Here is a 20,012-nt window from a genome sequence, read left to right on the forward strand (position 1 = left end):
GCTCATCAACAGCTCGCTTGCCGTTTGGGCCTTTCTTCTCTGGAAATCGCCGCCATGAGGCGATAAAGGCAACAGGATAATATTTTCCAGAGGGACATCATGGGCTATTTTCCAAGTTGGCGTTTGACATCAAACGCCGTCGTGCTTCCTGACGAGCGCCTGCCAGCCGCCGCCGCCATACCGATGGGCGTGCAGCATCTTCTCGCAATGTCGGGCTCGACCATCGTCGCCCCACTGCTGATGGGTTTCGATCCCAATGTGGCCGTCTTCTTCTCCGGTATCGGCACGCTTCTGTTCTTCGTGCTGACGGCAGGTCGTGTGCCAAGCTATCTCGGCTCGTCCTTCGCGTTTATCGCGGTCGTGATCGCCGCAACCGGTTATAGCGGTTCCGGCCCCAATCCCAATATCGCCATCGCGCTCGGCGGCATCATTGCCTGCGGCGCGCTCTATGCCCTTATCGGCCTTGTGGTCATGGCCATCGGCACAGGCTGGGTCGAACGACTGATGCCTCCAGTCGTCACCGGCGCCATCGGCGTTTCCATCGGCCTCAACCTTGCGCCGGTCGCCGTCGGCCAGTTGAAGGGAAGCGGCACGCATATAACTATCGCGCTGCTCACCGTTCTCTGCATGGCGATGATCGCAGCCTATGGACCGCGTGGAACCAAGCGCCTGTCGGTGCTCTTCGCACTGCTGTTCGGCTATCTTCTCGTCCTGATCCTCGGCAACGGCCTCGGCATCGTGCCCGGCATCGATTTCACCGCCGTCAGCAACGCGGCCTGGTTCGGCCTGCCGCATTTCACCGCGCCGGAATTCAACTGGCAGGCGATCACCCTCATCGCGCCAGTCGCTATCGTTCTGGTGGCTGAAAATCTCGGTCATATCAAAGCGCTCGGCTCCATCACCGGCCAGAACATGGATCGCTACATCGGTCGCGGCTTCCTCGGCGATGGCATCGCCACCATGATTTCCGGCTCGGGCGGCGGCACCGGCGTCACCACCTATGCCGAAAATATCGGCGTCATGGCGATGACCAAAGTTTATTCGACACTGATCTTTGTCATTGCGGCCGTCATGGCACTGATCCTCGGCATGTCGCCGAAATTCGGCGCGATCCTGCAGACCATCCCTGCCCCGGTTCTGGCGGGTCTTGCCGTTTCAGTGTTCGGCCTGATCGCCTCGGCAATGGCCCGCATCTGGATCGTCAACAAGGTGGACTTCGCGGATTCCCGCAACCTCTTCACCGCTGGCGTGGCGCTAATTTTCGGCGCTGGCGACTTCACACTGAAGATCGGCGATTTCGCTCTTGGCGGTATTGCCACCTCGACGCTTGCAGCCCTTGTGTTCTACCAGCTGCTCGGCATCGGTCGCAGCGAAAAACCAGCAGCATAAGAAACAAAAGGAGCGGGCCTTTGTCCCGCTCCTTCCATGCTGAAGCAGCTCATACTTGATCGACATCAATTACTGTATTTTTATATTCGTCTATGTCTGTGAACGAAGATCATCCGGATGAGACGGGCTCATGTTATCAGACCTTTTCGAACACAACCGGCAATGGGCAGCGGAAAAGCGCCAGGAAGACCCTGAATATTTCAGCCGGCTGTCATCGATGCAGCGTCCGGAATATCTCTGGATCGGATGTTCGGACAGTCGCGTTCCGGCCAATGTCGTCACCGGATTGCAGCCGGGCGAAGTCTTCGTACACCGCAATGTCGCCAATCTCGTCCATCGCGCCGATCTGAACCTTCTGTCGGTGCTTGAGTTTGCCGTCGAGGTGTTGGAGATCAAGCACATCATCGTCTGCGGCCATTACGGATGCGGTGGCGTGCGTGCTGCCATGGCCGGATATGGCCACGGCATCATCGACAACTGGCTCCAGCCGGTTCGCGATATTGCGCAGGCAAATGAACAGGAGCTGGACGGTTTTGCTGATCCCGAAGAACGTCTGAACCGGCTTTGCGAGCTGACCGTGGCCTCGCAGGTGGAAAGCCTGTCGCGCACGCCGGTTCTGCAATCGGCCTGGAAACAGAACAAGGATATCGTCGTGCATGGCTGGATTTACGGCCTCAAAGATGGCCTGTTGCGCGACCTCGAATGCGATTGCACGAAAAGCGTGCTGCGTTTTTCGTGTCAGCCAGCGGGATAATCCGCAAGCAGCTTTTCGGCCCTGACACGCATGTCCGGTCCGAGCTCGGTCGAACGTCGCGCAATCTTGTCGAAACAAACCGTAGTCGTCTCGTTGACCGCGCGCAGTTCGCCGTCCAGCGAACCCACCATCATCTGGCGAAAGGTGACCGACGAGCGCCCGACTTTCAGCACATGCGAACGGATCGTCAGCAGGTCTCCGGCTGGCACTTCCTGCTTGTATTCGGTTGTCGCGCGCACATCTGCCCAGCCGAAGCTGTCATCGGGAATTTTCCCGGCGATATGGCCCAAAAGCTGAAAGCTCGCATCATCGAACATCCCGGCATAATGCCGGACATTCATGTGTCCCATGACATCGCACATCCACGGATGCGCGACGCCGACAAAGGTGACAAGACCCCTCATCGCGCCACCGATTGATAACCACCGAGGAAGGCTGTGAGGTTATCGCCGAGTGCGTCGCACAGATAGCCACCTTCCTGCACGATGACCGTTGGCAGACGAAGCTTCGCAATTGCTTCGGCAATCCGGCCAAAACCGCCAGTGGTGACCGACAATCCGCCGAACGGGTCGCCTTCAAACGGATCGAGGCCAAGCGCCACCACCAGCGCATCCGGCGCAAAGGCTTCGATACGGCGGAAGGCCGTGTCGAGTGACGCAAGGAATTCGGCATCGCCGGATTTGCGCGGCAGCGGCAGGTTGAGATTGTAACCAAGCCCCGCACCCTCGCCGCGCTCATCGGCATGGCCCCAGAAAAATGGATAGAAGCGCACCGGATCGGCATGGATCGAGACGGTCAGCACGTCGGGACGGGCATAGAATATGCCTTGCGTCCCGTTACCGTGATGCAGATCAACGTCTAGAATCGCCACGCGCTCGGCTTTCGAGCGCAGGCGCTGGGCTGCGACCGCCGAATTATTGACGAAGCAGAAACCGCCAGCCACATCGGCAAAGGCATGATGCCCCGGGGGACGGCAGAGCGCATAGGCCGCGACCTCGCCTGCAAGCACCGCATCGGCGGCATCGACCGCGCTCCATGCGCTCCAGCACACGCTTTCCCAAGTATGTTCAGCAATCGGGCACGCCGTATCAGCCATGTGATAGCCAACCTGCCCGACTGCGGATGCCGGATAGCGGCCATCACGCGCCAGCGGATGAATGTTCGGGATCACCTCTTCCGAAGCTTCATCGATACGCCGCCAGCGGGCATAGATGTGCTGGAGGAACTCCAGATATTCCGGCGTATGCACGGCTGCAATCGGGCCAAGGCCATGATTTTGCGGACGGATAATCTCACAGCCTGCAGCCTTCGCGCCGGCGAGCAGGCGCTCGACACGCTCAGGCTGTTCGGGGTTCGGCTGCGGCGCACCGCTGGAAAGAAAGGCTTTCGGGTCGTGGCGCTTTTGCTCGACAGCGTAAAAGGCTTTCATGATTACTCCCTGATTTGATTGATACGTGCCAAGCGGGCGAAATCATCGCCATAGGCACCATGATCGCGGTCGGCTTCGATCCAGCCGATACCCAACCGGTCATAAAATCTTTGCGCGGCAACATTGTCCCGATCCACGGCCAACCGCAGATAGACGCCGCCGCGCGCCATCGACCAGGAGGCGACATGGCGCAAAAGCACCTCGCCGATCCCTCTGCCGCGAAAGGCTTCATCGACATAGAGGTCCTGCACGTAGACGCCCGGTTTGCCCAACCATGTCGAGAAGATCGGGAAGAACAGGGCAAGACCGGCAAACCTATCGTCCACCTCGGCGATCAGACTGGTGAAAGCCGCATAGGGACCAAAACCATAACAGCGGAAATCCTCAACCGTGCTGGAGATTTTTCCCGCAGCGCCAAGTCCTGCGCCCATCGTGCAGATTGCTGCGTGAATCTGTTCGGCATCGGCAAGTTCACCAAGCCGAACCACGACGCCGGTTTTACTGTCCAACACGATCTTCGGCATCAGAGCATTTCCTGTTTTGATCGAATCATTGGAAACTCTCGATCCTTTTGTTTTTACGCATGTCTTTATCCCGAAACCGGTTCCCACTTTCGGGAGACATGCTCTAGAACGCCACCCTGTCTCCACCTTTGAGGCCCAGATATTCTCGCGCCTCGTCAGGCGTTGCAACGTCCAGCGACAGGCCGTCAAGAATGCTGCGTATGCGACGAACCTGATCGGCATTGCTCTTGGCCAGCTGGCCGCGCCCGTCATAAAGGCTGTCTTCCAGCCCGACGCGAACATTGCCGCCCATCGCCGCTGCCATGGTAATCATCGGAATCTGGTGCCGTCCCGCCGCCAGCACGGAGAAGGAATAGTCGTCTCCGAACAGCTTGTCGGCGATCCGCTTCATATGCATGAGATTATCCGGATCGGCCCCGATACCACCCAGAACCCCGAAGACGAACTGGATAAACAGATGGCCGGACACCAGCCCCCGGTCGCGGAAATGCGCCAGCGAATAGAGATGGCCGACATCGTAGCATTCGAATTCGAAACGGGTGCCACAGCCTTGGCCGAGACTGGTCAGAATGCCTTCCATATCCGCGAAAGTGTTCTTGAAGATCGAATGGCGGGTGGCCTCCAGCAGTTCCGGCTCCCACGCATGTTTCCACTCGCGTGGCCTGTCGAGTGCCGGAAACAGCGCGAAATTCATTGAGCCCATGTTGAGCGAACACATTTCCGGTTGCGCCTTAAGCGGCGCGGCCAAACGGTCTTCCAGTGTCATCAGCGACGAGCCGCCGGTAGAAATATTCACCACCGCCGCCGTCGATTGCTTGATGCGCGGAAGAAACTGCATGAACAGGTCCGGATTGGCGGACGGCCTGCCGTCGCGTGGATCGCGGGCGTGAAGATGCAGGATGGATGCGCCCGCTTCCGCCGCCGCAATGGCTTCGCTCGCAATCTCGTCGGGCGTCACCGGCAGATGCGGCGACATGGAGGGCGTATGGACGGAGCCTGTCACCGCGCAGGTGATGATCACCTTGCGACGCGTCTTCTTCTTGTCGGTCATGATCCGGTTTCCTTACGCATTCACAGGCAGTTTGAGTTCACGCGCCAGAGCCTCCAGCGTGTCACCGAGGATGGCGGTGATCTCGCCGACCTGTTCGCGGCTCACAATCATCGGCGGGCAGACGAGGAAATGGTCACCCTCGACACCGCCGCGCGTGCGGCGCGAATAGATGATGAGCCCGCGTTCATAGGCGAGATCGACCATGCGCTGATGGGCGTTCAGTTCCTTCGGCAGCGGCTTCATGGTTTCGGGGTCAGAAACAAACTCGGCAGCCAGCAGCAGGCCTTTGCCGCGCACGTCGCCGATGAAGGGGAAGCGTTTCGCAAGCCCTTCCAGTTCGCCCTTCAATGCATCGCCCATGCGAGCGGCGTTGCCGACCAGATCGAGACGATCGATCTCCTGCAATACGGCCTTACCCGCCGCACAGGCCAATGGATTGCCGGCATAGGTGAAGCCGTGCAGGAAGCCACCTGCATCCAGAACCGGCTGGACGATGCGGGCCGGTGCCGCCATGGCGCCAAGCGGGCAATAGCCGGAGGCAAAGCCCTTGGAAAGCGCGATCAGATCGGGCTTGCAGTTCCAGTGATCGCCGCCCAAAAACTTGCCGGTGCGCCCGGCACCGCTCATCACCTCGTCATGAATCAACAGGATGCCATAACGGTCGCAGATTTCGCGGATGCGCGGATAATAGCTGTCGGGCGCAACCAGCGCGCCGGTGGACGCTCCGCCGATCGGCTCCATGATGAAGGCAAGCACGCTTTCAGGACCTTCTTCCTGAATCTTCTCCTCCAGCATGTCGGCATATTTCTGCCCGCGTTGCTCCATCGACAGATTATCGCGGTCGAGATAGGCGGTCGGAGCCGGGACTTTCGGCATTTCGCGCATGATGGGCGCGAAGGGCTCGCTCAATGCCGCGTAGCCGGTGACAGCCAGCGCGCCAAGCGTGCCGCCGTGATAGGACGGAAAGCGCGAAATCACTTTCCAGCGCTTGCCCTGCCCGGTCGCGACCGCCCACTGGCGGGCAAGCTTGATACAGGATTCGACCGCTTCCGAACCGCCGGAAACGAAGAATATCTTGTCCAGCCCTTCCGGCATACGCTCGGCGGCCATGCGTGCCAGATCTTCCGCCGGTTCGTTTTCAAAGTGCAGGCGATAGGCGAAGGTCACGCGGTCCATCTGCTCTTTCATGGCATCGAGCACGTTGCGATTGCCATGGCCGATATTGACCACCATCGCGCCGCTCGACCCGTCGATGACGCGGCGTCCGTCCTGATCCCAGATATAGATGCCTTCGGCCCGATCCACCAGCGGCCTGCGCAGGCGTGACTGGTAAAAAAGATGCGATGCCGGGCGTTCGTTCTGTGCTTTTGTGTTGAGCATGGCGTTACTCTGTCAGCGCTTGAGATATTGGTTGAGAACATTGGCCGTCACACGCTCGACCATGCGGTCGCCGCGTTTGAGAGCCGCTACCCACTCGCAGCTTCCGGCGTGGAAGACCTCGCCCTTGCCGCGTGGGAAATTGACGATCATGCCGCAGCCGCGCTTGATGCGTTCGACGGCTGCATCACCATTGTCGCCGATCAGCGTATCGGCCACGAATTTGGCATCGGCATCGGAGAGGAACTGGTCGTCGGCTGGAATATCTGCACTCTCCTCCTTGAGAGACGACATGCCGAGCGCCAGAATCTGCAATCCATCGGGAGCGCCACTGCCCTCCTCCGGCTCCGGCAATCCTCCCCGGATCACATAGTCGAGCCCGTCAACCTCATAGCCGAAGGCATGGCCTTCCGAGCCCAGGAGATCGCCGTAATAGATGCCGGTTCCCGCAAAGGCCCAATGCTCTGGGCGATAGACCGGGAAGCCGCGTACGCCGCGCGGGGCACAACCGCCCCAGCCGACGTAAAGCCCGCGCAACGCATTGAGGCCGAAAGTTTCGGCAGCAGGCCGTCCGGTTTCAGTCGCTTCCCAGCACCCGCTGGTGCGACGCGGATCAGCGGAGCGATAGACCGGGTCTTCGGCGCGGGCGCGATACTTGTAGCAGGTCTGGCGCTTGCCATTGTCCTCAAGCCGTGTCTGCCACATGAAATTGCCCGCAAAACGGGCCGCACGACCGCCGCCATCGACATAATTATCGACGGCATCACGCATTTCCCACGTCCAGTATTCGTCGTGACCGACAAAGGCAACGCAGTCATAACCGTCGAGGATTTCCGGCGAAAAATGCAGCTCGTGCTGACTGGCGAGATCGACCGCGTAGCCTTCCCGCTCGGCCCAGCGGAAGAACAGGCTGTCATAGCTTGCCCAGCCGGAAGAGGTATATTTCTTGGAATAGCCGTTGGCATAGGCCCATTCCATATGCGGATAGCGCGGGGGGGCGGCTGGCGGCGTCACAATTTCCAGCGGCACGCGCGGCGCATCGGATGGCAGGACAACAAAGCCACGGCAGAACGGGCGCTCGATGCTCACCGTCGTCGCATATTGATCGCCGTTCGGCCCGGTAATGCCCTGATAATGGTTGGAGCCGCCCCAGGTATTATAGGCTGTCCATGTGCCGGTGGCAGCGACCTGCAGGATACGACCCGGCTTACGGCCCGCCGCTGGGCGCAGGATGAAAAGGTGATGGCAATGGATCGACTGACCGTCATTGCCATGCGCCTTCAGCGTAATGCGATAAGCGCCGGAAGGCCAGTTCTCATCCGTCTTGAAATCGAAAGTCGTTTCCCAATCGCAACCGACAACCGAACATTGCGCCGGTGTGTCCTGCCATTTGCAGTCGATCCCGCGTTTGGAGAAGACCGGCGTTTCCACCGCCCCGTCCCGCACAATCTCGATATCGAAACGCGAGGCGGTTGCGCTCACCTGTAGATGAACCGTCGCACCCGGAAGATAGGAATAGGCATCGGTATAGCACCAGATTTCGCCGCGAGGCCCGTCCATGCCGGGATATTCGTAATAATGACCAAGCACGGCTTCACGCCGCTGGGCCGGGGTCAGCCCGAAATCGGGAAATTCGTTGAGGTGTCTCTCGCTCATTCTGATACCTCAGGCAGCCAGATATTTCTTAAGGAAGGAGCGGGTACGCTCCTGCACCGGATTGCTCAAAATCTGATCCGGCGGTCCCTCTTCCACCACCACGCCGCCATCCATGAACAGAATGCGGTCGGCAACCTCACCGGCAAAACGCATCTCGTGCGTGACGATCAGCATCGTCATATGTTCGACGGCAAGCTGCTTCATGACGGCATTGACCTCGTCCACCAGCTCGGGATCGAGCGCCGAAGTAGCCTCGTCGAACAGCATCACCTTCGGCTGCATGGCGAGCGCTCGCGCAATGGCCACGCGCTGCTTCTGACCGCCCGACAGGCGCGAAGGGTAGACATCGATCTTGTCGGCAAGCCCCACCTTCGACAAAAGCTCCAGCGCCAGTGTGCAGGCCGCGTCCTTGCCCATGCCTTTCAGCTTGATCGGACCGAGCGTGATGTTTTCCAGCACCGTCAGATGCGGGAACAGGTTGAAGTGCTGAAACACCATGCCCATCTGCTGGCGCACCGCATTGATGTGCTTTTCGAAGGCCTGTCCTGCCAGCGGCTGGTTGACCTGCACGCCATCGAGCCAGACTTCGCCACCATTCAGCGTTTCCAGATGATTGATCGAACGCAGAAGCGTGCTTTTGCCGGAACCGCTGGGACCGATGATCGCCACGATCTGGCCGCGCGCCACTGAAAGGTCGATGCCTTTCAGCACTTCCAGCGCGCCGTAAGCCTTCCGGGCATCCTTCACTTCGACCATCGGTTTTGCCGATTTGGAGCTGCTCATCGCGTGACCTCCACTTTTCTTTCAATGCGCCGCAAACCGGCCTCAAGGACCAGATTGACCACGTAATAGATGGCCGCGACGGTGATATAGAATTCAAACGGGCTGAAGGTTTCGCTGATTGCAAGCTGGGCGCTGTGCACCAGTTCCGCAATGCCGATGATCGAAACCAGCGACGTGTCCTTCAGAAGAACGATCATGTTGTTGCCGATCGGCGGGATCGTGTTGCGGATCGCCTGCGGAATGACAACATAACGCAAAGCCTGACCATGGCTGAACCCGATGGAACGGGCGCCTTCCATCTGGCCGGGATCGACTGCCACAATACCTGCCCGGATAATGTCGGCATTATAGACCGCGAAGTGCAGGCTAAGGCCGATAATGCCAGCGCCAAGCGCGGGGATATTGATACCGATCTGTACCAGCCCGAAATAGATCAGGAACAGTTGCAGCAGAAGCGGCGTTCCCATGAACAGCCACATGAAGAAACGCACCGGATAGGCCAGAATGGCAGGCGCATAAAGCACAACCAGCGCAAATGCGATCCCCAGCACGAAGCTCAAGAATGCCGACGAAACGGTCAGAACCAGCGTCCACCAAAGGCCGGTCAGAAGCAGATCCGTATAGGGAGTGACGATGCTGAAATCGAGGGCTTGCATCCAGTCCTCCCTCACTGCGCCGCGAAGCGCTTGTCGAGGAGATCGACCCCGCGCGCCACGATATAGATGATGATCATGTAGAGAACGGCTGCAACGCCGAAAATCTCGAACGGTTTGTAGGTCGAACCGATGAAACGCTGCGCCGTATAGGTCAGCTCAACCACCGAAATGGTCGAGACCAGCGCCGAACCCTTCAAAAGGGCAATAGCGTTGACGCCCAGCGGACGGATCATGAGGCGAGCGGCCTGCGGCAGCACGACGAACCGCATGGTCTGGCCACGCCCGAAGCCGATGGAGCGCGCGGCTTCGCTCTGGCCGCGATCGACGCTCTGGATCGCTCCACGGATCGATTCCGACATATAGGCGCCGATGTTCAGCCCAAGCCCGATAACGCCAGCAGCAAACGGTTCCAGATTGATGCCGATCTGCGGACCGCCGAAATAGAGAATGAAGAGCTGCACAAGGCAAGGCGTGCCGCGAAAGACACTGACATAGGCAGCTGCAAGTCCGCGCAGAATGGGGGAACGAGACAAGCGGCCCGCCACGAGTATTGCGGCCACCGCAAAGCCCAGGATCAGGGCCAGCGCGGAAATTTGCACAGTTACCCATGCCGCCTCCAGAAAGAACGGGAGGACGCGCTGCATCAACGCAAAATCCATCGGAAAACTCCGGTCAATCGGTTCTCAACCGGCCCGGACATATGCCGGGCCGGAATGACGACGTATCAGCGAATGTCGCTGCCGACCCATTCCATCGAGATCTTTTCATAGGTGCCATCGGCCATGATCTCGTCGAGAGCTTTCTGCATCGCTGCCTTCAGCTCGGGATTGTTCTTGCGAATGGCGATACCGATTGCAACGCTGCCGCCTTCAATGTCCGGCGTATCGAGCTTGCGGACTTTCTGTCCGGTTTCCTTGATCGCCACCATGACCGGGATGTTGTCGACGACAATGGCGTCGACACGACCCGAATTCAGTTCAAGCATCAGTTCCGGCAGACCCTTATAGGTGCGAATGGTCCAGCCACCCTGTTCTCGCGCCCACTTCTCATGGGTTTCACCAAGCGTTACGCCCAGTGTCTTGCCCTTGAGATCGTCGAGCTTCTGAACGGCGGAATCTTCCTTCACGAAAACCGCGCGGCCCGCGTGATAATATGGTCCCACAAAGTCCACTGCCTTCTCGCGTTCCGGCGTGATCGTCATGGAGCCGACCACCGTGTCGAACTTCCCCGCCCGAAGACCGGCAACGATACCGTCCCATGCGGTGGTGATGAGCTGTGGCTTCAACTGCATGCGCTCGGCAATCGCCGAACCGATGGAAGCATCGAAACCCACGACCTCGTTCTTCTCATTGACGAAATTGAACGGCGGATACTGGCCGCTCATGGCGATCTTCAGTTCGCCCGATGCCTTGATCTTTTCAAGATCATCCGCCTGTGCGGGCGCTACAGCAAAAACTGCGGTGGCGGCAATCGCGGCAGCGGCGATGAAACCCGTGAATTTGTTAAACATGCTGTTCCCGACTTCCTCTTGTTTGTTTTTCTTGAGGCTATTTGATGCCTCCCAATTTTCATGATTGCTTTTATGGATGCATTTCGCAAATAGATAATGGGAATGGATTACATAGATTTCATGAATGGATAAAACCATGTCGCTGCACCGCCCCGAGCGCCTTGTCTGGGATCTGGACTGGAACCTTCTGCGCAGTTTCGTGGTGATTGCTGAAGTGAAAAGCATCACCCGCGCTGCAGAACGGCTCAATCTCAAGCAACCAAGTGTGAGCAATGCGCTGCGCCGGCTGGAAGACCGCATCGGCCAGCGACTGGTGGAGCGTGACGCCACCCATTTTGAGCTGACCGAAGTCGGCAAACTGCTCTATGAACAGAGCATCGAAGTCTTCGGCGCTATTTCGCAACTGCCGCAGCTTGTGCGTGGGGTCGGTGACGATGTAACCGGCCATGTCACCATATCGGTGGCCAGTCACATTGTTTCGCCGATCTTCGACCGGGCGCTTGAACTTTTTCACGAACAGCACCCGCGAGCGACGCTGACGATCAATGTATCCGCCAGCACCGAAGTCGCGCGACTGGTTCGGGAGAAGCGTGCTTCTTTCGGTCTTGGGCTGGTGAGCAATCGAGATCCGGCGCTCGACTACACCATGGTCTATCGCGAATTCTTCGGCTTTTTCTGCGGCCCCCGGCACCGGATGTTCGGCCAGTCCGGGCTGACGCTTGCCGATCTGAAGGGAGAACCATCGGTTTCGTTCCAGACAGATCATATTGCCGACGCGCTGCGCCCGGTAGCTCTGCTACGCAGTGAGGCGCGGCTTTCACCGGATGTCGTCGGCACCTCGTCGAGCCTTGAAGAAGTGCGCCGGATGATCATTACCGGCCTTGGTATCGGCCCGCTTCCGCTGCATGTGGCGCGACGCGAGATTGATGACGGTCTTCTCTGGCGTTTGCCGCCTTACGACAACCCGCCCGCCATCGATGTTTTCCTGATCCACAATCCTGAAACCAATCTCAATAAGGCCGAGAAAGCCATGCTGGCCGGATTGAAGGGATTGATCGCTTCCACACCGCTGGAAGACCGTATTTACGGAGATTGACGAGCGGGCCCTACCCGCTCGTCCCTATTTAGCTACTCTGCCGCTTCTGCTGCGCACAGCGCGTCGCATTCGACTGCTTCCCGCGTGCCGGACAGGCTGGCCTGACCAAGCGCGACGGTTGCAACCGCGCTGAGGCTGGCGACAACAGAAACCCAGAAGCCGTTTGCTGCACCGAAATTGTCGACCACCCAACCGGAAACGAACGCACCAAACGCCATTCCGATGCCGATGCCCGTCATGACCCAGGTAATGCCTTCGGTCAGCATAGTCTCAGGCACGCGGCGTTCGATAAGGCCGAAGGCCGTGATGAATGTCGGAGAAATCGCAACACCGCTGACGAACACCGCCACGGCAAGAAGCGTGGTCGATGTGCCAGCGAAGGGTAATGGCAAGGCAGTCAGTGCCAGCACGCTGACGGCAATCATCAACTGGCGCTGTAGAGGCATCCGAAGCGACAATGCACCGAGCGTTATCCCCACAAGAAACGAACCGATGGCATAGACACCGATCACAAGGCTGGCCGCACCGGGCTGACCAAGCTCGCTTGTGATCGCCACAGCACTGACTTCGGCTGTCGCAAAGGTGGAGCCGACGAAGATAAGTGCCAGCGTGATGATCTGAACGGGACGCGACCAGATAGCGGAACGTTGCGGGCTGTCCTGATCGAGCGCACGAACTGGCGGTTCACTGGAGCGCTGCAGGAGGAAGGCGATCGTGCCCACGGCCAGAAAAGCCGTGCTGATAAGCATCCCCGCTTCGGGGAAAAGGGACACCGCCAGCGCCACGGAAAGGGAAGCGCCTGAAATATAGACCAACTCATCCGCCGCCGACTCGAATGCGAAAGCGGTGTTCAGTTCGGGGCGATTGCGGAAAATTTCCGTCCATCTTGCCCTTACCATGGCCGGGATGCTGGGCATGGCACCGGCAAAAAATGCCGAGACGAACAATGTCCAGTTTGCCCAGCCCTGATTTGTCGCTACGAGCAGAAAGGCGAAGGCTATCACCGAAACGACCGTGGCAGGCATGACGATGCGGCTTTGTCCGTAACGGTCGACAAGGCGTGAAATCTGCGGCGCTATGAATGCATTCGTGAGCGCGAAAGTGGCAGACACCGCGCCCGCCAGCCAATATTCGCCGTGCGTCTGCGCAAGCATGGCCACGATGCCGACAGGGGCCATCGCGATGGGAAGACGGGCGAAAAAGGCCGCCGCCGAAAAGCCGATAGCGCCTGGGGCGCTGAAAATTTCTCTATATGGATTGGACATCGGAGTGGGTCCTTGAAAGGGGAAATTACAACACTTGCATACGGTCCGTATGTTAATTAAATAATTGATACGCGGCGTATGTCAACTAATATACGCAGCGTATGCAAATAAAAGGAATCATGATGCGTAAACCGCGAAGCGAAATGATTGCTGAAACGAGGACGAAGCTGATGGCTGCGGGCCGCAAGGCTTTCGGGACCGTTGGTTACACTGAGGCTTCGATGGATGATTTTACAGCCTCTGCCGGGCTGACACGCGGCGCGCTCTATCATCATTTCGGCGACAAGAAAGGCCTTCTGCAGGCCGTAATCAACGAAATCGATTGCGAGATGGCCGCAAGGCTGTGCACGATTTCCGCCAAGGCACCCGACCGCTGGCAGGGCTTTGTCGACGAGAATACGGCCTATATCGAAATGGCACTGGAACCGGAAATCCAGCGCATCATGTTTCGCGACGGACCGGCGGTGTTCGGCGATCCCTCCAGCTGGCCGAGCGCCAATGGCTGTATCCGCACGATAACGACCAGCCTTGTCGCATTGCATGAAGAAGGTGTCATCGTCGATATCGACTCGGAAGCCGCCGCGCGGCTGATCAATGCGGCGAGCAGTGCTGCGGCCCAATGGATTGCCAATTCAGACGATCCCGAGACCACATCGAAGCGGGCCGTCAAGGCATTCCGGAAGCTTCTGGAAGGCCTGCTGATCCGAAAAAAATGAACTAGCCCGACACAATCGACGTGAAGTCGGTTATGCCCGCGAAGCGCGCGGCGCGGACCTTGCCATATTTGCTCTTGTCGACGACGAGATGTTTTTCGACAGCGCGCTGCATCGCCATCTGCTTGATCGGTACTTCATGGAAGTGTGAACACGTAACCCCGTGCTGCTCGTCGACGCCGCCAGCCGACAGGAAAGCTTTGTTGATGTTGACGCGCTTCAGGACGTCGATCCCCTCATCCCCTGAAAACGACGCCGCTTCCGGGTGATAAAGTCCGCCCAAAACAATAAGCCGCACATCACTGCGCTGCGACAGGATTTCCGCAATGTTGAGAGCGTAGCAGACAACCGTAATATGCTGGTTCTGCGGTATGCGGTGAGCAAGGTGCGGCATTGTCGTGCCGCAATCTATGAAAACAGTATCATAGGGTTCGATCAACGCTGCCGCTGCGGCACAAGCCTGCGCTTTGGCATTGGCATGGCTGTCTTTTTCAAAATCAAAGACATAATCGCCATTCACACCGTCCTGCGTGGGAATAATGTAACCACCCAAACAATTCAGCATCCCGCCATCGCTGCCGATATCGCGGCGAATCGTCATTTCCGACACGCCAAGACGCGCTGCCGCATCCCGCAGGCGAAGCACGCCAACGTCATCGACCAGCGCCGCCAGTTCGGCAATCCGCTCTTCCTTCCGGCTGATTCTGCTCACGCTGTCCCCAATCCTTGCGATCCGCTCACCCGTTTATACGTCCGTCACATTTCACGCAATGCGATCATCCGATCTTGACAGGCCGAACATAAATGTGAAACGATCCAAACATAATGATCGGATTGTAACATTATAATTCGCATTGTTGGGAGGATAAAACAACAGGGTTTTGCACGCCTCGAACAGAATTCCGTTCTTCGAGGACGTCAGACAGGCGGGAAAACAGATCGAATTTTCGCCCGGCCGGGAAGCCGGGCATGGAGGAGAACGCTGACGCGCCCTACCGTTCCAGGGTGCGTCAGCGTCAGCATCGTCCTACTGCAGCCAATGGCGCGGCGGGACAGGGAGTTCGGAGTTTCTTCTGGTCGAATACGCTGAAGGAGCTCCGGAATTTTGGAGTAATGCGCATCTATCCGAACCGGTCAGCGCTTTGGAGATGCGTCTTGGGAGGAAACACCGGTGAAAAAATTTCTAGCATCCGTGGCGATCGCCATGTCCGTGGCCGTTCCGCACGCTTTCGCGGAAGGCGTCGTTGATACGTCGAAGATCAACAAGGAACTGATTACCACTGCCAATGACAAGAAATACACCATCGCAACCGTCGTGAAGGTTGATGGCATTGCATGGTTCGACCGTATGCGCGACGGCGTCGACCAGTTCAAGGCAGACACCGGCAACGATGTCTGGATGGTCGGTCCGAGCCAGGCGGATGCCGCGGCACAGGTCCAGATCGTTGAGAACCTGATCGCGCAGGGCGTTGACGCCATCGCCATCGTGCCGTTCTCCGTTGAAGCCGTCGAGCCGGTTCTGAAGAAGGCGCGTGAGCGTGGCATCGTGGTCATCAGCCATGAAGCCTCCAACATCCAGAATGTCGATTACGACATCGAAGCCTTCGACAACAAGGCCTATGGCGCCAATCTCATGAAGGAACTCGGCAAGTCGATGGGTGGCAAGGGCAAGTATGTCACGACCGTCGGCAGCCTGACCTCCAAGTCGCAGATGGAATGGATCGACGGTGCCGTCGAATACCAGAAGGCCAATTTCCCGGAAATGTCGGAAGCAACTGGCCGTCTCGAAACCTATGACGATGCCAACACCGACTATAACAAGCTCAAGGAAGCGATGACCGCCTATCCGGACATCACGGGCATCCTCGGTGCGCCGATGCCGACCTCTGCCGGTGCCGGACGCCTGATCGCCGAAGGCGGCCTCAAGGGCAAGGTCTTCTTCGCGGGCACCGGTCTCGTTTCGGTCGCAGGCGAATATATCAAGAATGACGACGTTCAATATATTCAGTTCTGGGACCCGGCAGTTGCGGGCTATGCCATGAACATGCTGGCCGTCGCAGCGCTTGAAAAGAAGAACGACCAGATCAAGGCCGGTCTCAATCTGGGTCTGCCGGGCTATGAAAGCCTGCTGGCGCCTGACGCTGCCAAGCCGAACCTGCTCTATGGTGCAGGCTGGGTCGGTGTGACCAAGGAAAACATGGATAAGTACGACTTCTGATATCCATGGCTGCCTGACGGGAGGGGCTTCCTGCCCCTCCTGTCGGACAAATCGCATTCCAGCCTTGCACGAGGCCCCCATATGAATGAAAACCTGATCGAACTGCGCCATATCGGAAAACGTTTCGGTGGCGTCAGGGCGCTGGACGATGTTTCCTTTGCCATCAAGCCCGGCGAAATCCACTGTCTCGCGGGCGAGAACGGTTCCGGCAAGTCCACCATCATCAAGGTCATGTCGGGCGTCTACACGCCGGAAGACGGCGAGATACTGATCGACGGCAAATCAGTCGGCAAACTTGACCCCGTCAAGTCGGTTCACCACGGCATTCAGGTGATCTATCAGGATTTCTCGCTGTTCGGGAACCTGACGGTTGCTGAAAATCTGGCAATCAATACTTTTCTTATCGAAGGCCGCAAGGGCGTCGACTGGAAGCGCGTGCGTGACCTAGCACAGAAGGCGCTGGCGCGGCTCGACGTAAGCATCGACCTCGATGCGGATGTGGACAGCCTGCCGACATCAGGCAAGCAGATCGTGGCGATTGCGCGCGCCGTCATGGCTGACGCCCGCCTCATTATCATGGACGAGCCGACCACCGCGCTGACGCGGCATGAAGTCGATGCACTGTTCAAAATCGTGCGCGATATTCAGGCACAAGGCATCGCGGTGCTTTTCGTCAGCCACAAGATGCGCGAGATGCTGGAAATCAGCGAAAGGCTGACCGTCTTCCGCAATGGCAAGAAGGTTGCCGAAGGCCCGATTTCCGATTTCGACGAACCGACGATCACCCGCGCGATGACCGGTCAGGAACTCACATCGGACCATTATCACTGGACCCCGCGTGAAGGCGCTTCGGCCAATCCGATCCTTGAAATCACAAACCTTTCTGTTCCGGGGGCGGTGGAAAATGCGAGCCTCGCTCTCAATGCGGGCGAAATCGTCGGCATATCCGGGTTGATCGGCTCCGGTCGCACGGAACTCGCACTCGCGCTCTTCGGCATGAAGCCGGATTTCACCGGCACTGTTCGTATCGATGGCAAGCAAGTTCATCCAAAGACAGTTCAGGAAGGGATCGCCTGCGGCGTCGCCTATGTGCCGGAAGACCGCCTGACGGAAGGCCTGTTCCTGACGCAATCGATCGAGCGCAACATCATCGTCACTTCCATCGAAAAATTCGTGCGCGGCCTCTTCATCGACCGCAGACAAGCTGACACCACAACCCGCGACATGTTTTCGGCGATGCACATCGTTGCCCCCGGTCCGCATACGCCGGTCAATCACCTGTCGGGCGGCAATGCGCAGCGTGTGGTGCTGGCACGCTGGCTTTTGACAGGTGCCAAAATCCTGATCCTCAATGGACCAACCGTCGGTGTCGATGTCGGCTCCAAGGCACAGATCCACAATATCATCCGCAAGCTCGCCAGTGATGAAGGGCTCGCCGTCCTGATGATTTCCGACGATGTGCCCGAGCTGGTGCAGAACTGCAATCGTGTGCTGGTGATGCATCGCGGACGTTTCGTCGACGAACTTTCCGGTGAAACCATGACCGAAGATGCCGTCAATGACCGGCTCAAGACGCTGAATTGAGGAACCGGCACATGAAGTTTTTTCGCAGTACCGAATTCATCATTGCCTGCGTGCTGTTCGCGGCCATGGTTATTATCGGCCTCATCAATCCGGCATTCTGGTCGCTGGACAATATCTTCGGCCTTCTGCGCTCCAATGTCGTGATCGGCATCATGGCGCTCGGTGTGTTGCTTGTGATGATTTCCGGCGGCATCGACGTCTCCTTCACCGCCTTTGCTATCGCGGCCATGTATCTGACCGTCCGCGCCATGGTTTATCTCGGCTATGACGGCGTGCTCATTCCGTTTGTGGCAGCAACGCTGATCGGCCTGCTGCTTGGCGCATTCAACGGCTTCATCATCCATCGTTTCAAGATGATCCCGCTGATCGTGACGCTCGGTACTGGCTCCATCGTGCGCGGGCTGGTGCTTGGTCTGGTGGGTACAAGCACCGTTAACATCAACAAGATGCCGAAGGAGCTGATCGAGTTTGGCAAGACGGATGTTGTTTCGCTGACCAATGCCGCCGGAACAGCCTTTAGCCTGACCGCAATGTTCCTCGTCTATCTGGCGCTAGCGCTGCTGATCCACCTGATCCTCAATTATACGATGATCGGGCGCAGCGTTTATGCCTATGGCGGCTCGCCGGAAGCGGCAAAGCGTGTCGGCTTCAATACCCGCCGCACGATCTTCTTCGTCTATTGCGTGGCCGGTGCACTGGCAGGTTTCGCAGGGCTTCTGCATTCCTCGATGATCTGGCTTGCCAATCCGCGCGATTTCGTCGGGCTTGAACTGGACGTGATCGCAGCCGTGGTTCTGGGCGGCGCATCGATCTTCGGCGGACGCGGCACGGTTCTCGGCACGCTGATGGGCGTCTTCATGCTCGTCATGGTCAAGAACTCGCTCATCATCATGAAGGTGGACACCACATGGCAGCGCGTCGTTGTCGGCCTCATCATCATCGTCGCCACAGCCATCACCGCATGGCGTGACCGCAAAAGTATCGCTTGAGAGGAGAACGCGACATGAAACAGTCTTTCGACATGCGCCGCATCCTTGGCGGAGACAATAATATCATCCAGCTCATCGTCATCACCGTACTGGTCTTTGCGCTGATGACCTGGATGAACCCGGACAAGTTCCTGCGCTATTACAACTTCGAATCCATCAGCTACATCATGCCGGAGCTGGGTATCCTCTCCATCGCCATGATGATTGCCATGCTGACAGGCGGCATCGACCTTTCGGTGGTGGGCATCGCCAATCTGGCGGGCATCATGGCCGGGGTCTATTTCCATTCCTCCATGGTGCAGGCGGCACAGACGTCCGGTTCCGGCATGCTGTTCTACACCATCATCGGCATATTGCTTGCCGTGCTGATCGGGCTGGTATCGGGCCTTGTCAACGGCCTGCTCATAGCCAAGCTCCGCATCACACCGATCCTTGCCACACTCGGCACCGGACAGGTTTTGATGGGGCTGGCACTGGTTCTGACAGGCGGCCCGGCCATCGTCGGCTTCCCTGATGCGTGGAACTGGGTCGGCAATGGCAAGCTGTTCGGCGTTGCCACGCCATTCCTGCTGTTCATCGCGGTTTGCATCGTCGTGGCAATTCTCCTGACACGCACGACGCTCGGCATCAATCTCATGCTGATCGGCACCAATCCGCGTGCAGCCGCCTTTGCCGGTATCCGCAAGGATCGCATGATCCTCTATTCCTACATGCTCACCGGCGTGCTCGCCTCCATAGCCGGGATCATCCTTTCGGGCCGCACCAATGCCGCCAAGTCGGACTATGGCGCATCCTATCTGCTGCAGGCCGTGCTGATCGCCGTTCTCGGCGGCACCAACCCGGCGGGTGGAAAGGGACGTGTTCTGGGCGTCGCCATCGCGCTGATTGCTCTAATGCTGCTTTCCTCCGGCTTCCAGATGATGCGGTTCTCCAACCACCTCATCGATTTCATCTGGGGCGCTTTCCTCATTCTCGTCATTGCGATCAACGCATCGCGCAATCAGGGCAGGTGATCCCT

General features: G+C 58.3%; 20 protein-coding genes. 8 read left to right on the forward strand and 12 right to left on the reverse strand.

Going from position 1 to position 20,012, the window contains the following annotated elements:
- Positions 1-99 precede the first annotated feature (99 nt).
- The gene (locus KWJ32_RS10595) at positions 100-1,389 is read left to right on the forward strand and encodes a solute carrier family 23 protein (protein WP_011982608.1); all 1,290 of its coding nucleotides are present in this window, start codon (positions 100-102) and stop codon (positions 1,387-1,389) included.
- 130 nt (positions 1,390-1,519) lie between these two features.
- Complete coding sequence (gene can / locus KWJ32_RS10600) at positions 1,520-2,143, forward strand: carbonate dehydratase (RefSeq protein ID WP_011982607.1); 624 nt, start codon at positions 1,520-1,522, stop codon at positions 2,141-2,143.
- Here can and KWJ32_RS10605 read toward each other — a convergent pair.
- From KWJ32_RS10605 to KWJ32_RS10650, 10 genes are all read right to left on the reverse strand, one after another.
- The gene (locus KWJ32_RS10605; protein WP_011982606.1) at positions 2,128-2,547 is read right to left on the reverse strand and encodes an acyl-CoA thioesterase; all 420 of its coding nucleotides are present in this window, start codon (positions 2,545-2,547) and stop codon (positions 2,128-2,130) included. The genes can and KWJ32_RS10605 overlap by 16 nt on opposite strands.
- On the reverse strand, positions 2,544-3,572 hold the full coding sequence (locus KWJ32_RS10610) for a histone deacetylase family protein (RefSeq protein WP_011982605.1): 1,029 nt from the start codon (positions 3,570-3,572) through the stop codon (positions 2,544-2,546). Before KWJ32_RS10610 ends, KWJ32_RS10605 begins: the two co-directional genes overlap by 4 nt.
- 2 nt (positions 3,573-3,574) lie before the next feature.
- A complete protein-coding gene (locus KWJ32_RS10615) occupies positions 3,575-4,096 on the reverse strand; it encodes a GNAT family N-acetyltransferase (RefSeq protein WP_011982604.1) in 522 nt (173 codons plus the stop codon).
- A 103-nt stretch (positions 4,097-4,199) separates the two neighbouring features.
- Positions 4,200-5,147: a 3-keto-5-aminohexanoate cleavage protein gene (locus KWJ32_RS10620; protein WP_151610164.1), complete on the reverse strand. Its 948-nt coding sequence runs from the start codon at positions 5,145-5,147 to the stop codon at positions 4,200-4,202.
- A 12-nt stretch (positions 5,148-5,159) separates the two neighbouring features.
- Positions 5,160-6,527 (reverse strand): aspartate aminotransferase family protein, encoded by a 1,368-nt coding sequence (locus KWJ32_RS10625; RefSeq protein ID WP_011982602.1) that lies wholly within the window; start codon positions 6,525-6,527, stop codon positions 5,160-5,162.
- A gap of 12 nt (positions 6,528-6,539) precedes the next feature.
- Positions 6,540-8,180, reverse strand: coding sequence for a N,N-dimethylformamidase beta subunit family domain-containing protein (locus KWJ32_RS10630; protein WP_011982601.1), 1,641 nt, complete (start codon positions 8,178-8,180; stop codon positions 6,540-6,542).
- A gap of 9 nt (positions 8,181-8,189) precedes the next feature.
- Positions 8,190-8,963 (reverse strand): amino acid ABC transporter ATP-binding protein, encoded by a 774-nt coding sequence (locus KWJ32_RS10635; RefSeq protein WP_011982600.1) that lies wholly within the window; start codon positions 8,961-8,963, stop codon positions 8,190-8,192.
- The gene (locus KWJ32_RS10640) at positions 8,960-9,619 is read right to left on the reverse strand and encodes an amino acid ABC transporter permease (protein ID WP_011982599.1); all 660 of its coding nucleotides are present in this window, start codon (positions 9,617-9,619) and stop codon (positions 8,960-8,962) included. Before KWJ32_RS10640 ends, KWJ32_RS10635 begins: the two co-directional genes overlap by 4 nt.
- A gap of 11 nt (positions 9,620-9,630) precedes the next feature.
- The gene (locus tag KWJ32_RS10645; RefSeq protein ID WP_011982598.1) at positions 9,631-10,278 is read right to left on the reverse strand and encodes an amino acid ABC transporter permease; all 648 of its coding nucleotides are present in this window, start codon (positions 10,276-10,278) and stop codon (positions 9,631-9,633) included.
- A gap of 65 nt (positions 10,279-10,343) precedes the next feature.
- Positions 10,344-11,129, reverse strand: coding sequence for an ABC transporter substrate-binding protein (locus tag KWJ32_RS10650; protein WP_011982597.1), 786 nt, complete (start codon positions 11,127-11,129; stop codon positions 10,344-10,346).
- A gap of 136 nt (positions 11,130-11,265) precedes the next feature.
- On the opposite strand from KWJ32_RS10650, the gene KWJ32_RS10655 reads away from it, so the two are divergent.
- Positions 11,266-12,225: a LysR family transcriptional regulator gene (locus tag KWJ32_RS10655; RefSeq protein WP_040128486.1), complete on the forward strand. Its 960-nt coding sequence runs from the start codon at positions 11,266-11,268 to the stop codon at positions 12,223-12,225.
- A gap of 32 nt (positions 12,226-12,257) precedes the next feature.
- On the opposite strand, the gene KWJ32_RS10660 is transcribed toward KWJ32_RS10655, so the two are convergent.
- A complete protein-coding gene (locus KWJ32_RS10660) occupies positions 12,258-13,490 on the reverse strand; it encodes an MFS transporter (protein WP_011982595.1) in 1,233 nt (410 codons plus the stop codon).
- Between the two features lie 122 nt (positions 13,491-13,612).
- Between KWJ32_RS10660 and KWJ32_RS10665 the strand changes: the two genes are divergently transcribed.
- The gene (locus tag KWJ32_RS10665; protein WP_011982594.1) at positions 13,613-14,206 is read left to right on the forward strand and encodes a TetR/AcrR family transcriptional regulator; all 594 of its coding nucleotides are present in this window, start codon (positions 13,613-13,615) and stop codon (positions 14,204-14,206) included.
- Position 14,207: 1 nt separating this feature from the next.
- On the opposite strand, the gene KWJ32_RS10670 is transcribed toward KWJ32_RS10665, so the two are convergent.
- Positions 14,208-14,915 carry a DeoR/GlpR family DNA-binding transcription regulator gene (locus KWJ32_RS10670; protein ID WP_011982593.1) on the reverse strand — a complete coding sequence of 236 codons (708 nt, stop codon included), beginning with the start codon at positions 14,913-14,915 and terminating at the stop codon, positions 14,208-14,210.
- Between the two features lie 459 nt (positions 14,916-15,374).
- On the opposite strand from KWJ32_RS10670, the gene KWJ32_RS10675 reads away from it, so the two are divergent.
- The 4 genes from KWJ32_RS10675 to KWJ32_RS10690 all read left to right on the forward strand — a co-directional run bounded on the left by KWJ32_RS10675 (position 15,375) and on the right by KWJ32_RS10690 (position 20,007).
- On the forward strand, positions 15,375-16,421 hold the full coding sequence (locus KWJ32_RS10675) for an autoinducer 2 ABC transporter substrate-binding protein (RefSeq protein ID WP_011982592.1): 1,047 nt from the start codon (positions 15,375-15,377) through the stop codon (positions 16,419-16,421).
- 81 nt (positions 16,422-16,502) lie between these two features.
- Positions 16,503-18,005 (forward strand): sugar ABC transporter ATP-binding protein, encoded by a 1,503-nt coding sequence (locus tag KWJ32_RS10680; protein WP_151610163.1) that lies wholly within the window; start codon positions 16,503-16,505, stop codon positions 18,003-18,005.
- Positions 18,006-18,016: 11 nt separating this feature from the next.
- Positions 18,017-18,994 carry an ABC transporter permease gene (locus KWJ32_RS10685; protein ID WP_011982590.1) on the forward strand — a complete coding sequence of 326 codons (978 nt, stop codon included), beginning with the start codon at positions 18,017-18,019 and terminating at the stop codon, positions 18,992-18,994.
- 14 nt (positions 18,995-19,008) lie between these two features.
- Complete coding sequence (locus KWJ32_RS10690; protein WP_011982589.1) at positions 19,009-20,007, forward strand: ABC transporter permease; 999 nt, start codon at positions 19,009-19,011, stop codon at positions 20,005-20,007.
- Positions 20,008-20,012 lie beyond the last annotated feature (5 nt).

The organism is Ochrobactrum sp. BTU2 (assembly GCF_024539785.1).
Classification (GTDB): Bacteria; Pseudomonadota; Alphaproteobacteria; order Rhizobiales; family Rhizobiaceae; genus Brucella; species Brucella anthropi.

Excerpts from the sequence above, each read along its gene's own strand:
- KWJ32_RS10650 (WP_011982597.1), bottom strand. The coding sequence starts at position 11,129 with ATGTTTAACAAATTCACGGGTTTCATCGCCGCTGCCGCGATTGCCGCC.
- KWJ32_RS10690 (WP_011982589.1), top strand. The coding sequence starts at position 19,009 with ATGAAACAGTCTTTCGACATGCGCCGCATCCTTGGCGGAGACAATAAT.
- KWJ32_RS10605 (WP_011982606.1), bottom strand. The coding sequence starts at position 2,547 with ATGAGGGGTCTTGTCACCTTTGTCGGCGTCGCGCATCCGTGGATGTGC.
- KWJ32_RS10625 (WP_011982602.1), bottom strand. The coding sequence starts at position 6,527 with ATGCTCAACACAAAAGCACAGAACGAACGCCCGGCATCGCATCTTTTT.
- KWJ32_RS10655 (WP_040128486.1), top strand. The coding sequence starts at position 11,266 with ATGTCGCTGCACCGCCCCGAGCGCCTTGTCTGGGATCTGGACTGGAAC.
- KWJ32_RS10645 (WP_011982598.1), bottom strand. The coding sequence starts at position 10,278 with ATGGATTTTGCGTTGATGCAGCGCGTCCTCCCGTTCTTTCTGGAGGCG.
- KWJ32_RS10595 (WP_011982608.1), top strand. The coding sequence starts at position 100 with ATGGGCTATTTTCCAAGTTGGCGTTTGACATCAAACGCCGTCGTGCTT.
- KWJ32_RS10660 (WP_011982595.1), bottom strand. The coding sequence starts at position 13,490 with ATGTCCAATCCATATAGAGAAATTTTCAGCGCCCCAGGCGCTATCGGC.
- can (WP_011982607.1), top strand. The coding sequence starts at position 1,520 with ATGTTATCAGACCTTTTCGAACACAACCGGCAATGGGCAGCGGAAAAG.
- KWJ32_RS10640 (WP_011982599.1), bottom strand. The coding sequence starts at position 9,619 with ATGCAAGCCCTCGATTTCAGCATCGTCACTCCCTATACGGATCTGCTT.
- KWJ32_RS10615 (WP_011982604.1), bottom strand. The coding sequence starts at position 4,096 with ATGCCGAAGATCGTGTTGGACAGTAAAACCGGCGTCGTGGTTCGGCTT.
- KWJ32_RS10635 (WP_011982600.1), bottom strand. The coding sequence starts at position 8,963 with ATGAGCAGCTCCAAATCGGCAAAACCGATGGTCGAAGTGAAGGATGCC.
- KWJ32_RS10665 (WP_011982594.1), top strand. The coding sequence starts at position 13,613 with ATGCGTAAACCGCGAAGCGAAATGATTGCTGAAACGAGGACGAAGCTG.
- KWJ32_RS10610 (WP_011982605.1), bottom strand. The coding sequence starts at position 3,572 with ATGAAAGCCTTTTACGCTGTCGAGCAAAAGCGCCACGACCCGAAAGCC.
- KWJ32_RS10680 (WP_151610163.1), top strand. The coding sequence starts at position 16,503 with ATGAATGAAAACCTGATCGAACTGCGCCATATCGGAAAACGTTTCGGT.
- KWJ32_RS10685 (WP_011982590.1), top strand. The coding sequence starts at position 18,017 with ATGAAGTTTTTTCGCAGTACCGAATTCATCATTGCCTGCGTGCTGTTC.
- KWJ32_RS10630 (WP_011982601.1), bottom strand. The coding sequence starts at position 8,180 with ATGAGCGAGAGACACCTCAACGAATTTCCCGATTTCGGGCTGACCCCG.
- KWJ32_RS10620 (WP_151610164.1), bottom strand. The coding sequence starts at position 5,147 with ATGACCGACAAGAAGAAGACGCGTCGCAAGGTGATCATCACCTGCGCG.